At 62.2% G+C, this 12,991-nt stretch carries 12 protein-coding genes; 9 read left to right on the top strand and 3 right to left on the bottom strand.

Translation table 11 applies throughout. The features are described 5' to 3' along the window. Positions 1 to 31 precede the first annotated feature (31 nt). The 4 genes from R8871_RS19195 to R8871_RS19180 all read left to right on the top strand — a co-directional run bounded on the left by R8871_RS19195 (position 32) and on the right by R8871_RS19180 (position 4,210). On the top strand, positions 32 to 709 hold the full coding sequence (locus tag R8871_RS19195; protein ID WP_175051899.1) for an SDR family oxidoreductase: 678 nt from the start codon (positions 32 to 34) through the stop codon (positions 707 to 709). 58 nt (positions 710 to 767) lie between these two features. Continuing rightward, entirely contained in the window at positions 768 to 1,898 is a 1,131-nt protein-coding gene (locus tag R8871_RS19190) for an acyl-CoA dehydrogenase family protein (protein WP_171925121.1), read from the top strand. A 7-nt stretch (positions 1,899 to 1,905) separates the two neighbouring features. Beyond that, the gene (locus R8871_RS19185) at positions 1,906 to 2,355 is read left to right on the top strand and encodes a YchJ family protein (RefSeq protein ID WP_175051898.1); all 450 of its coding nucleotides are present in this window, start codon (positions 1,906 to 1,908) and stop codon (positions 2,353 to 2,355) included. A 586-nt stretch (positions 2,356 to 2,941) separates the two neighbouring features. Then, positions 2,942 to 4,210: a dienelactone hydrolase family protein gene (locus tag R8871_RS19180; RefSeq protein ID WP_175051897.1), complete on the top strand. Its 1,269-nt coding sequence runs from the start codon at positions 2,942 to 2,944 to the stop codon at positions 4,208 to 4,210. Between the two features lie 410 nt (positions 4,211 to 4,620). Here the strand turns inward: R8871_RS19180 and R8871_RS19175 are convergent, their stop codons facing one another. Beyond that, on the bottom strand, positions 4,621 to 4,830 hold the full coding sequence (locus R8871_RS19175) for a hypothetical protein (RefSeq protein ID WP_175051896.1): 210 nt from the start codon (positions 4,828 to 4,830) through the stop codon (positions 4,621 to 4,623). Positions 4,831 to 5,509: 679 nt separating this feature from the next. Between R8871_RS19175 and bioA the strand changes: the two genes are divergently transcribed. The 4 genes from bioA to bioB are packed head-to-tail and all read left to right on the top strand — an operon-like array spanning position 5,510 to position 9,897. Beyond that, a complete protein-coding gene (gene bioA / locus R8871_RS19170) occupies positions 5,510 to 6,859 on the top strand; it encodes an adenosylmethionine--8-amino-7-oxononanoate transaminase (protein ID WP_175051895.1) in 1,350 nt (449 codons plus the stop codon). After that, complete coding sequence (gene bioF / locus R8871_RS19165) at positions 6,859 to 8,043, top strand: 8-amino-7-oxononanoate synthase (RefSeq protein ID WP_175051894.1); 1,185 nt, start codon at positions 6,859 to 6,861, stop codon at positions 8,041 to 8,043. Before bioA ends, bioF begins: the two co-directional genes overlap by 1 nt. Then, positions 8,040 to 8,771 carry a dethiobiotin synthase gene (bioD, locus tag R8871_RS19160; protein WP_175051893.1) on the top strand — a complete coding sequence of 244 codons (732 nt, stop codon included), beginning with the start codon at positions 8,040 to 8,042 and terminating at the stop codon, positions 8,769 to 8,771. The genes bioF and bioD overlap by 4 nt, the downstream gene beginning before the upstream one ends. A gap of 34 nt (positions 8,772 to 8,805) precedes the next feature. Beyond that, positions 8,806 to 9,897, top strand: a complete 1,092-nt coding sequence (bioB, locus tag R8871_RS19155; RefSeq protein WP_175051892.1) for a biotin synthase BioB — start codon at positions 8,806 to 8,808, stop codon at positions 9,895 to 9,897. 91 nt (positions 9,898 to 9,988) lie between these two features. Here bioB and R8871_RS19150 read toward each other — a convergent pair whose 3' ends face one another. Together R8871_RS19150 and R8871_RS19145 are read right to left on the bottom strand one after the other, a co-directional pair. Continuing rightward, entirely contained in the window at positions 9,989 to 11,014 is a 1,026-nt protein-coding gene (locus R8871_RS19150) for a sulfate ABC transporter substrate-binding protein (RefSeq protein ID WP_175051891.1), read from the bottom strand. A gap of 94 nt (positions 11,015 to 11,108) precedes the next feature. After that, positions 11,109 to 11,711, bottom strand: coding sequence for an RBBP9/YdeN family alpha/beta hydrolase (locus R8871_RS19145; protein ID WP_175051890.1), 603 nt, complete (start codon positions 11,709 to 11,711; stop codon positions 11,109 to 11,111). A gap of 291 nt (positions 11,712 to 12,002) precedes the next feature. Here R8871_RS19145 and R8871_RS19140 point away from each other — a divergent pair, with 291 nt between their 5' ends. Continuing rightward, positions 12,003 to 12,944 (top strand): 2-hydroxyacid dehydrogenase, encoded by a 942-nt coding sequence (locus tag R8871_RS19140; RefSeq protein ID WP_175051889.1) that lies wholly within the window; start codon positions 12,003 to 12,005, stop codon positions 12,942 to 12,944. The last annotated feature ends 47 nt before the right edge of the window (positions 12,945 to 12,991 follow it).

Below are 12,991 nucleotides of genomic sequence, written 5' to 3'. Positions count from 1 at the left end.
TATCAGGCGTTTGCAAGCTTGAGGTGATTCGATGAAGACAGTGTTGATCGTCGGTGCATCGCGCGGCATCGGCCAGGAGTTCGTGCGGCAGTACGTGAAAAGCGGCTGGCGCGTGCTCGCCACCGCGCGCGACGGCGCCGCGCTCGACGCGCTGAAGGCGCTCGGCGCTGAAACCTTTTCACTCGACGTCACCGCGCCCGAAGAAATCGCCGCGCTCGGCTGGAAGCTCGACGGCGAACGGCTCGACGCGGCGGTGCTGGTGTCCGGCGTGTACGGGCCCCGCACCGAAGACATCGAGACGATTACGGCGGAAGACTTCGACCAGGTCATGCATACCAACGTGCGTGGTCCGATGCAGTTGATGCCGATCCTGCTGCCGCTCGTCGAAGAAGCGGGCGGTGTGTTCGCGGTGATTTCGAGCAAGATGGGCAGCATCGGCGACGCAAGCGGCACGACCGGCTGGCTGTATCGGGCGAGTAAGGCCGCGCTGAACGACGCGCTGAAGATCGCTTCACTGGACGCCACGCGCGCAACCTGTATTTCGCTGCATCCTGGTTGGGTGCGCACCGACATGGGTGGCGCGCAAGCGGCGATCGATCCGGCGCGCAGCGTCACTGGCATGCGTGAAGTGCTCGCGCAGGCCGCAGCCGCACATGAAGCATTCAACGGCCGCTTCTACCAATACGACGGCACGGCGCTCGACTGGTGAAGACAGGCAAAAAGATTGGTGAAGAGACAGGTGGGGAGACTAATGAGGAGACCGAGCCATGGTGCTTGATCAGGATCATCTGATGGTCCGCGACGCGGTGCGCACGTTCGTCCGCGAAGCCGTTACGCCGCATGCGGCGCAATGGGACCGCGAGCGCACTTTTCCGAAGGACGTGCATCGTCAGCTCGCCGAGCTTGGCGCTTACGGCGTGCTGGTGCCCGAAGCGTATGGCGGCGCCGGCATGGACGCGCTGGCGCTCGCGCTGATCCTCGAAGAAATCGCTGCGGGCGACGGCGGCACCTCGACCGCGATCTCGGTCAACAATTGCCCGGTTTGCAGCATTCTGCTGACCTATGGCAACGACGCGCAGAAACGCGACTGGCTCACGCCGCTCGCGCGCGGCGAGATGCTCGGCGCGTTTTGCCTGACCGAACCGCAAGCGGGTTCGGACGCCTCCGCGCTACGCACCACCGCAACACGCGATGGCGACAGCTACGTATTGAATGGCGTCAAGCAGTTCATCACGAGCGGCAAGAACGGCAACGTCGCGATTGTGATGGCCGTGACCGACAAGGCGGCGGGCAAGCGAGGCATCAGCGCGTTTATCGTGCCCACCGATACGAAGGGATACGTCGTCGCACGCGTCGAAGAAAAGCTCGGTCAGCATTCGTCGGACACCGCGCAGATTATTTTCGAAGATTGCCGCGTGCCGGCCGCGAACCTGATCGGCGCGGAAGGCGAAGGTTATCGGATTGCGCTATCGGGGCTCGAAGGCGGGCGCATCGGTATCGCGGCGCAAAGCGTCGGCATGGCGCGCGCCGCGTTCGAGGCGGCATTGGGGTATGCGAAAGAGCGCGAGAGCTTCGGCCAGCCGCTGTTTTCGCATCAGGCCGTGCAATTCCGCCTCGCCGATATGGCGACCCAGCTCGAAGCCGCGCGCCAGTTGATCTGGCACGCCGCTTCGCTGAAAGACGCCGGGCAACCTTGCCTGACCGAAGCCGCGATGGCCAAGCTGTTTGCCTCCGAAGCCGCTGAGCGCATCTGCTCGGCTGCCTTGCAGATTCATGGCGGCTACGGCTATCTGAGCGACTTCCCCGTCGAACGCATCTACCGCGATGTACGCGTTTGCCAGATCTACGAAGGCACCAGTGACATCCAGAAAATTTTGATCGCGCGCGGTCTTGCCTGAAAGTCTGATGAATAAGACATTGTTGTCAACGCAACGACCGTCCGACTGCCCCTGCGGCGGCGCTGCGCCCGATCAGCGCAGTGGCGCCAAACCACCGCGCTTCGCGCAATGCTGTGGCCGCTATATCGATGGCGGTGAAGCAGCGCCGCGCGCGCTCGAACTGATGCGCTCGCGTTACAGCGCGTATGTTGTGGGCGCAACGGATTATTTGCGCGCAACCTGGGCGCCGCACACCTGCCCCGCGGATCTCGACGCCGACCCTGCCGCCCCCGACGCGCCGCGTTGGCTCGGACTGCAGATCAAAGCCTTCGCTGAAACCGGCGCCGATCAGGCGACTGTCGAATTCGTCGCACGATACAAGGTAGGTGGCCTCGCCCACCGGCTGCACGAACTGAGCCGCTTCATACGCGGTGAGGACGGACGCTGGCGCTATGTCGACGGCGACGTAAGCGAATAAGCCGCACCTTCGAAAGCCTTACATCGCTTGGCGGCGCGCAATATCACCGAGATCACATATGGCCCTCAAACGAGGGCTTTTTTTCGTGTTGGCTCGACGCCACAGCGCGCATATTTCGACAAATTACTTCGTGCAGCCAGGCGCTGCGAGGCAGGCTCTTTCGGCCTTCCGGCGGGACGAACACGCCCTGATTCGCACCCGGCAATTATTGCGTCGCGGGTTCTCCTTTATTGCACAAAACAAAATTGTCGTGCCAGGATGAGGCCGTAGGTTTGTGACGTCACGTTGCGAGAACAGGTCCATACCGCTTCCGCAAAATGCGCAGGTAGCTGCCGATAGCCCACCAGTAAGGGTTCGGCGGCGGTTCCGGGCAGCATGTGTGGCGCTCATCATCGGCGCGTGGGGTCGCGTCGGCCGTTTGGGTTCATCCCGTGCGATCTCGATCAGCGTGCGTGCGCTTGCCGCACTACGTACGCGAGTGTGTTTTTGTTTGTCGAAAACGCCGATGAAAGGCAATTGTCAGCGACGATATTCGACAGACAAAACGTCACGGTGTTAAGGGCAGGTCTTTGAGGCAGGTGCGTCAATGGTGTTCAGCAAGGTTCTGACGAAGTATGCGGTGACGTTTGCAACGGCGATGTGCGCCGTCGCACTCGCGCATGCAGAGCCGCTCGCCGACACCCAGGCAGGGCCTCTCACTCGCGCGCACGTGCCGCGTATCGCACTCGACGACGACGTCTATCTGCCCACCGCAGGCCTCAACGAACAGATCATCCGCGTGCCGGTTAACGCTTCCGGCACCGTCACACTCGAAACCACGATTTACAAACCGGACGGCGCAGGTCCGTTTCCGATGATCGTGTTCAACCACGGCAAGATTCCCGGCGACCCACGCACGCAGGAACGCAGCGACCCGCGGCCGTTCGCGCGCGAATTCGTGCGCCGCGGCTACGTGGTGGTGGCGCCGAACCGCCAGGGCTTCGGCCATTCGGACGGCACATATCAGCAGGACGGCTGCGACGTCGAACGCAACGGCATCGGCCAGGCCGGCGACGTGGCCGCGACGATCGATTTCATGTCGAAGCAGCCGTACGTGGATGCCACGCACATCGTAGTGGCCGGCACCTCGCACGGCGGTCTCGCCACGATTGCTTACGGCCCTGAGGCTGCATCGGGCGTACGAGCCTTGATCAATTTCTCGGGCGGTTTGCGGCAGGACGCGTGCGCCGACTGGCAGGGCAACCTGACGCGTGCATTCGGCGCGTACGGCGAGAAGACGAAGGTGCCGTCGCTGTGGTTGTACGGCGATAACGATTCGGTGTGGACCGCGCCGCTGGTGGCCGGCATGTATGCCGCGTATGCCGCGCACGGCGCGAGCGCGAAGATGGTGGATTTCGGCAACTACAAGAATGACGCGCATCGGCTCGTGGGTGATCGCGATGGTGTGCAGATCTGGTGGCCCGCTGTCGAGGCGTTTCTTGCGCGCGTAGGGATGCCTACGGGTGTGCAGTATCGGGTTGATGATCCTTCGGCGCCGAAAGCGAGCGGTTTTGCTGCCGTCGATGCGGTCGACTCTGTTCCGTTTGTTGATGAAGCCGGGCGTAATGGTTATCGCAACTTCTTGCATCAGTACCCTAGCCGGGCTTTTGCTGTGTCGGATTCGGGGGCATGGTCCTGGGCGGAAGGTGGTGATAATCCGATGTCTGTTGCTATTGCTAATTGCCAGAAGCAGAGTTCGGCGCCTTGCCGGTTGTATGCGGTGGACAACTCCGTTGTATGGGGGAGTGGGTCTTCGCAGACGGCGGAATCTGATTCTTCTTCCGCGGGGCGGCGGGCTATTGCTAGCCGGAATTGACGGTTTTTGATTTGGGTTTGCGGCGGTTGTTTTGGGTGCCTGTGCGGCGCTTTTTGTACTTGTTCTTAGGGTTTTGGGCTTGCCTTGATCTGGCTTTGATGCCTTTCCTTGTTCTGGCTTTCGTGCCTTTCCTTGTTTTGTTAGTGGTCTATTAGCGTTGCCCCTGTGCGGGGCGGCACCTACTTTTCTTTGCTTGCCGCAAAGAAAAGTAGGCAAAAGAAAGCGGCTCAAACCGCTAATGCTAAGTGGGCGCCGTAGCCTGCTACGGGTAGTGGTGCATCTGGAATCTGGGTTCGTGCACCTACACACGCCAGTGACAAGGGCGTCATACTTCCAGCGGCGCTCCGCGCGCCGACGAGTTCTTCATAAAACCTCCCTCTACGTTTCAACTCCCCCCGTTTCGCTCGGCACTACTGCCGCCAATACACGTCCAAAGGCACACGCACACGCACACGCACACGCACACGCACACGCACACGCGCTGCTACTGCTACTGCTACTGCTACTGCAACCGCAACCGCAACCGCAACCGCAACCGCAACCGCAACCGCAACCGCAACCACAACCACAACCGCAACCGCAATGGCAATGGCAATGGCAATGGCAATGGCAATGAGCATTGCAACGCACCGACGTGTCATTTGAAGTGGGTGTTCTTGCGTGAATGCAGAGGCGCGTCGCCGAGGCGAAGCCGACGGCCCCCACGGACCTCAACCGAAGCCGGCGGTTTCCCATGCAGACCCATCCGCGACGCACGCAGTGCGGAGTGGGAGCTGATGAGTCCTTTGTCACTAGCGCGGAATGTGCGAGAGCACGGATTCCAGTCGCACCACTACCCGCAGCAGACAACGGGACCCACTTAGCATTAGCGGTTTGAGCCGCTTTCTTTTGCCTACTTTTCTTTGCGGCAAGCAAAGAAAAGTAGGTGCCGCCCCGCACAGGGGCAACGCTAATAGACCACTAACAAATCAAGGAAAGGCACCAAACCCAGAACAAGGAAACGCACCAAACCCCAAATCCCCGCCCGAAGGGCACAACTACTTTGACGTCGTCAACTCCCCCCATCAGCGGCCTTCAAGCCAAAACAGAAACCACCTGCCGCGAACAGCGCCCAACCCCACCGCCGCAGGCAAAAACCCACCCTAAGCCCCTGATGCACAACAAGAAATAAACCGCTAATCTCGACCCCGCAAGCCTCCCCAAAGGCCGCGCGCAGCGCAAGAAACAACCGCGCCGCGAATGAAATGGCCCTAAAAAAGCCAGCCGTGCAACGGCAAAAAAAGCACCTCGGAGTACCTTTTGGAAAAGTCAGCATCCCCTGAAGACTGGATCACCCGCAGCCTGCGTGCCGTCTGGCACCCCTGCACCCAGATGAAACACCACGAACGTCTGCCGCTCATCCCGGTCGCGCGTGGTCAAGGCGCGTGGCTCTACGACCGCGCAAACAACCGGTATCTGGACGCGATCAGCTCCTGGTGGGTCAACCTGTTCGGCCACGCCAACCCGCGCATCAACGCGGCATTGAAAGATCAACTCGACACGCTCGAACACGCCATGCTCGCCGGCTGCACGCACGAGCCAGCCATCGAACTCGCGGAGCGCCTCGGCGCGCTCACCAACAACACGCTCGGTCACGCGTTCTTCGCGTCCGATGGCGCATCCGCCGTTGAAATCGCGCTGAAGATGAGCTTCCACTCGTGGCGCAATCGCGGCTTCGCGGACAAGCAGGAATTCGTTTGCATCGCCAATAGCTATCACGGCGAAACTATCGGCGCGCTCGGCGTCACCGACGTCGCGCTCTTCAAGGACGCCTACGATCCGTTGATCCGCAACGCGCACGTCGTCGCGTCGCCCGATGCGCGCCTCGCACAAGCAGGCGAAACCGCCGCCGACGTCGCACGCCGGGCGCTCGACCAGGTTCGCTCGTTGTTCGAAGCACGCGCCACGAAAATCTCGGCGCTGATCGTCGAGCCGCTCGTGCAATGCGCGGCCGGCATGGCGATGCACGACGCGTCGTATATCGCCGGCTTGCGCGCGCTGTGCGATCAGTACGGCGTGCATCTGATCGCCGATGAAATCGCCGTCGGTTGCGGTCGCACGGGTACGTTCTTCGCGTGCGAACAAGCCGGCATCTGGCCGGACTTCCTGTGTCTGTCGAAAGGAATTAGCGGCGGATATCTGCCGCTTTCGATCGTGCTATCGCGCGATGAAATCTTCGAGGCCTTCTATCACGACGACACCGCGCGTGGCTTCCTGCACTCGCATTCGTACACAGGCAATCCGCTCGCGTGCCGCGCGGCGCTCGCCACGCTCGATCTGTTCGCGAGTGACAACGTGCTCGCCGTCAACACGCAAAAATCCGCGAAGCTGAAGGCTGCGCTCGCACCGCTCGCCGAACATAAGCACGTGCGCAATCTGCGTCAGTGCGGCACGATCTTCGCGTTCGATGCAGTGATCGACGACGCTCAGCAAGCCAAAACATTCTCGCGCCGCTTTTTCGAAAACGCGTTGCAGCGCGAACTGCTGCTGCGCCCTATTTCGACCACGGTGTATCTGATGCCCCCTTACATCCTCGACGACGAAGAGATCGCGCTGCTCGCCTCGCGCACACGCGAAACTTTTGAAGCCACGCTCGCGGAGACGCGCTAATGCATCTGCTCGACACACTCACCGAAGGCCTCAAGGAAATCGACGAGCGCGGTCTGCGCCGCCGTCGCCGTACCGCCGACACGCCGTGCGCCGCTCACATGACGGTCGACGGACGCGCGATCATCGGCTTCGCGAGCAACGACTATCTCGGGCTCGCCGCGCATCCGAAACTGATCGCCGCTATCGCTGAAGGCGCACAACGCTATGGCGCCGGCAGCGGCGGTTCCCATCTGCTCGGCGGCCATTCACGCGCACACGCGCAACTCGAAGACGATCTGGCCGAATTCGTCGGCGGCTTCGTCGACAATGCGCGCGCGCTCTACTTCAGCACCGGCTACATGGCGAATCTCGCGACGCTCACCGCGCTTGCGGGACGCGGCACGACGCTCTTCTCCGACGCGTTGAATCACGCATCGCTGATCGACGGCGCGCGTTTGTCTCGCGCTGACGTGCAGATCTATCCGCACTGCGATACGGAAGCGTTGAGCGCGATGCTCGAGGCCTCGGACGCCGAAGTCAAAGTGATCGTCTCCGATACGGTCTTCAGCATGGACGGCGACATCGCGCCCCTGCCGCGTCTGCTTGAACTTGCAGAACGGCACGGCGCATGGCTGATCGTCGACGACGCGCATGGTTTCGGCGTGCTCGGTCCGCAAGGCCGTGGCGCGATTGCAGAAGCCGCGCTACGCTCGCCGAATCTGATTTCGATCGGCACGCTCGGCAAGGCCGCGGGCGTGTCGGGCGCATTCGTCGTCGCTCACGAGACCGTGATCGAATGGCTCGTGCAGCGCGCACGCCCGTACATCTTCACGACTGCGTCGGTGCCTGCTGCGGCGCATGCAGTGTCGGCGAGCCTGCGTATCATCGGCGGCGAAGAAGGCGATGCGCGCCGTGCGCACCTCCAGAAACTGATCGAACGCACGCGCGCGATGCTAAAAGCGACGCCGTGGCTGCCGGTCGATTCGCACACTGCCGTGCAGCCGCTGATCATCGGCGCGAACGATGCCACGCTCGACATCGCTGCTACGCTCGATCGTGCCGGTCTGTGGGTGCCGGCAATCCGTCCGCCGACCGTGCCCGCGGGTACGTCGCGGCTGCGCATTTCGCTTTCAGCCGCGCATTCGCAAGCGGATCTGGACCGGCTCGAAGCGGGCTTGCAACAACTCGGAGCGAAGGCGGCATGAGTAGCTCGAGTCAAAGCGCGCTGTCCCTGTTCGTCACCGGCACCGATACGGAAATCGGCAAGACCTTCGTTTCCGCTGCGTTGCTGCGCGGTTTCGTTCGCGAAGGCCGGCAAGCCGCCGCCATGAAGCCGATCGCCGCAGGCGCGTTCGAAGTGGACGGCGTGCTGCATAACGAAGACGCGGATCAACTCGACGCCGCGTCGAGCGTTCTGCTGCCGCCGAAGATTCGCACGCCGTATCTGCTGAAGGAACCGGCCGCGCCACACATCGCCGCCGCGCTGGAAAATGTTACGTTCGATATCGATCACATCGTCGATTGCCATGCGCAGGCTTTGAAGCAAGCCGAGATCGTTGTGGTGGAAGGCGTCGGTGGCTTTCGCGTGCCGCTGACCGCAACGCAAGACACTGCCGACCTCGCCGTCGCGCTGAAGCTGCCGGTTGTGCTCGTGGTCGGCATGCGCCTCGGCTGCATCAGCCATGCACTGCTCACCGCCGAAGCGATCGCCGCACGTGGCCTCACGCTCGCCGGCTGGGTGGCGAATCGCATCGATCCGGACATGACGTTCCCTGACGAAAACATCGCTTCGATTCGCGAGCATCTTGCGCGTGAATACGACGCCCCCTTGCTCGGCATCGTGCCGCATTTGAGCCCGGCTTCGCCTGAGCTCGCGGCGGATCAACTCGACATCAACCGACTCCTGCAGACGCTGCGCCACGCGCAGCGCTGAAAACCCATTACATCCATCCATGAGGATTGACGACATGACGCAACTGAACATCGCTCCGACGCCAGCCGACGCGGCCGCCGCCCACAACAACGCTGCAGCAGGCGCCAAGCCGATGGCCAAGTGGCGCGTCGCCGACATCGTCGCGTTGTACGAACTGCCGTTCAACGACCTGATGTTCCGCGCGCAGCAAACCCATCGCGAACACTTCGACGCCAACACCGTGCAACTGTCGACGCTGCTGTCGATCAAGACCGGCGGTTGCGAAGAAGATTGCGCGTACTGTCCGCAGTCGGTACATCACGACACGGGGCTGCAAGCCGACAAGCTGATGCCGGTCGATGAAGTATTGGCCGCCGCCAAGGTCGCCAAGGAAAACGGCGCGACGCGCTTCTGTATGGGCGCGGCGTGGCGTAATCCGAAGGACCGCCACCTCGAGCCGATCAAGGACATGATCCGCGGCGTGAAGGCGATGGGCCTCGAAACCTGCGTGACGCTGGGCATGCTGGAAACGCATCAGGCGCAAGGGCTGCGCGAAGCGGGTCTCGATTACTACAACCACAACCTCGATACATCGCCGGAGTTCTACGGTCAGATCATTTCGACGCGCACGTATCAGGACCGTCTCGACACGCTGGAACGCGTGCGCGATGCGGGCATCAACGTATGCTGCGGCGGGATTGTCGGTTTGGGGGAATCGCGCCGTGAGCGCGCCGGCCTGATCGCGCAACTCGCGAACATGGAGCCGTATCCGGAATCGGTGCCTATCAACAACCTGGTGCAAGTGGAAGGCACGCCGCTGACCGGCACCGAAGCGATCGATCCGTTCGAGTTCGTTCGCACGATCGCTGTTGCGCGTATCACGATGCCGCGCGCGATGGTGCGTCTGTCGGCGGGCCGCGAGCAGATGGACGAAGCGTTGCAGGCGCTGTGCTTCCTCGCCGGTGCGAACTCGATTTTCTACGGCGACCAGTTGCTGACCACCAGCAACCCGCAAGCCGAAGCGGACCGCAAGCTGCTCGAACGCCTCGGCATTCGCGCGGAAGCGGCACAGCAGATGCCGTTGGATCAGAGCGGTTGCGAGCATGGCTGTGCGCATGATCAAAACGCGCACGCTGCGCCGAACTAAATCTCGGCGTACGAAGCGCATGCGATAAATCGCACGCAATAAAAAAGGCCACCTCGTTTCCGAGGTGGCCTTTCTACTTTCAGGCAAAGATTTACTTCTTGTCGACGATGATCTGATCGAACGTCCCGCCATCGGAGAAATGCGTTTGCTGCGCTTTCTGCCAGCTACCGAACATCTCTTCGACCGTGAAGGTCTTGATCGGTTTGAACTCGCCTGCATGCTTCGCGAGCACGTTCTTGTCACGCGGGCGCAGGTGGTGTTGCGCAATGATTTCCTGCGCAGCCGGCGACCACAGATAGTCGAGGTACGCTTGCGCTTCCTTGCGCGTACCGCGCTTGTCGACCACCTTGTCGACGATCGACACCGGCGGCGCAGCTAGCAGGCTCACCGACGGATACACCGCTTCGAAATTGCCCGCGCCCACACCCGTGTCGATCAACGACACTTCGTTTTCGAACGTCACCAGCACGTCGCCGATACCGCGTTGCGTGAAGGTCGTCGTCGCGCCGCGGCCGCCCGTGTCGAGAATCGGCACGTTCTTGAAGATCGCCTTTTCGAAATCAATCGCCTGCGCATCGGTGCCGCCGTGCTGCTTGCGATAACCCCATGCGGCCAGATACGCGTAGCGGCCGTTACCCGAGGTCTTCGGATTCGCGATCACCACTTGCACGCCGGGTTTGGCGAGGTCGTCCCAGTCCTTGATGTGCTTCGGGTTGCCCTTGCGCACGAGGAACACCATCGTCGTGGTGTACGGAGCGCTGTCGTCCGGCAGACGCGCGCGCCAGTTGGCGGGCACCAGTTGGCCCTTTTCGGCGAGCAGGTCGATGTCGTTCGGCTGGTTCATCGTCACGACGTCAGCCTGCAATCCTTGCAGCACGGAAAGCGCTTGTGCGCTCGATGCGCCATGCGACTGGCGAATCGACACGGTTTCGCCACTCTTCTCTTTGTATGCCGTGATGAAGCCGGCGTTGATGTCCTTGTACAACTCGCGCGTCACGTCGTACGACACGTTGAGCAGCGACGTATCTGCGTGCGCCGTCGAGATGCCGCCGAGCGCGAGCGTGATTGCCGTCATGCCGGCTGCGAACCAGCGCGATGTCCCCGTCTTGCCTGCCATCTTGTCCCCGCCTATCGATGATGAAAACCGGTGGCCGCACAAGCGTGCAGCGTGAAGCGGGATTCTAACGGATCGCTTACTGGTTCACTTATGCTCAAACAAACGCGTGCTGCGCGACTTCGAACGACTCCTCGCGAAAACGCAGCGGCGCCGCGCAATGCACCAGCGTATCGACGAAATACTTGGCACGCGGCCACGGGCCGAATCCCGCCGCCGTGTTGATATGCCCTGCGTCGCCGAGATTGACGAATGCGCTGCCGAAACGCTGCGCGAGATCGCGCGAACCGGCAAGCGGCATCCACGGATCGGTTTCGCTGCCGATCAGAATCGACGGCACGCCGAGACGCCGCGCGTCGAACGGTCCGGCGAAGGCGAACTTCTCCGGGCTAGCAGGCGCGACGAACAGCACGCCGACCACATCGTTCGCATACGACGCCTGCTGCAACGCGTGCGCAGTCGCGAGGCAACCGAAGCTGTGAGCGGCCAGCACGAACGGCCCGCGTTCGCGGGCGAGCAGATCGCGCAGCGACTTCGCCCAGATGGCGACGTCGGGGGCGTCCCAATCGGCCTGTTCGACGCGCAGCGAACGCGCGAATTGCCGTTCGAGCCATGTTTGCCAGTGCGCGCCCTCGCTGCCGTGCAGGCCGGGAACGGTGACGAGCCGCGGCGGCCATGTCGATTTGGTGCATGAAAGCATGTCTGTCCCTCGCTGCCGGAATCCGGGAAATGATTGTCCTGCCGGGCGTCGCAAGGGCGAACCAAGTTTTTGTGCTTTGTTTATGGGGCAAACGCGCGGCCATGTCGCAGGGGAAATCGCACGCCCGTGCGCAAACGCGCGCGAATGGCGGCGAAAAAGTAGAATGAAGCCTATCCGTAAAAGGAGGAGGCCCATGCCGCAAGCGTCGTCTGAAGCGCGGCGGGCGTTGCAGCCGTTCTACCGGGCCTCTCCCGTCATCCGACTCGACAACGCACGCGCCTTCCGGACCGTATGAAAATCCTCTTCTACATGCCGCATTCCGACGCCGCCGCGTGGCTTCACGACTTCGCCCGTGCGCTGCCGGAAGCCGATTTGCGGGAATGGCAACCGGGCGACACCGAACCCGCCGATTTCGCGGTCGTGTGGCGCCCGCCGCGTGAGATGCTGGCCGGCCGCGAAGATCTGCGCGCGATCTTCAATCTCGGCGCGGGCGTCGATGCGATTCTCGGACTCGAACACGAGCAGCCCGGTACGTTGCCGCGCAGCGCCCAGTTGATCCGGCTCGAAGATACCGGTATGGCCCTGCAGATGGCCGAATATGTGACGCATGCGGTGCTGCGCTACCTGCGCCGTTTCGACGAATACCAGACGCTGCAAAGCGAACGCCGCTGGGAAGTGCTCGATCCGCATCCGCGCGAGACCTTCACGGTTGGCGTGCTCGGCCTCGGCGTCCTCGGTACGCATGTCGCGCAGGCAGTCGCGGCGTTCGGCATGCCGGTGCGCGGGTATAGCCGCAGTGCGCGGCAAATCGACGGCATCACGACCTTTGCCGGCGAAGCACAGTTCGACGCGTTTCTCGATGGCGTGAAAGTGCTCGCCAATCTGCTGCCGCATACGCCGGATACGGGCGACGTGCTGAACACGCGCACCTTCTCGAAGCTCGCGAAAGGTGCCTATCTGATCAACGTCGCACGCGGTGGCCATCTGGTCGAACAGGATCTGCTCGAAGCGTTGGCAAGCGGCCAGATCGCCGCCGCGACGCTGGACGTATTCCGCGAAGAGCCGTTGCCGCCCGATCATCCGTTCTGGCAGGAGTCGCGTATTACGATTACGCCGCATATTTCCGCGCTCACCTTGCGCGAAGAAAGCGTCGCGCAGGTCGCGCGGAAGATGACGGCGCTGATGCGCGGCGAAACGGTGAGCGGTGTGGTCGATATAGAGCGGGGATACTGAGTGCGGATACCGAGCAAAAATGTCGGGCACGGATTTGAGCACCACCG

This window comes from Paraburkholderia sediminicola, assembly GCF_902859805.1.
In the GTDB taxonomy this organism is placed as follows: Bacteria; Pseudomonadota; Gammaproteobacteria; order Burkholderiales; family Burkholderiaceae; genus Paraburkholderia; species Paraburkholderia sediminicola.
This window is presented reverse-complemented; position numbering and strand designations above follow the sequence as displayed.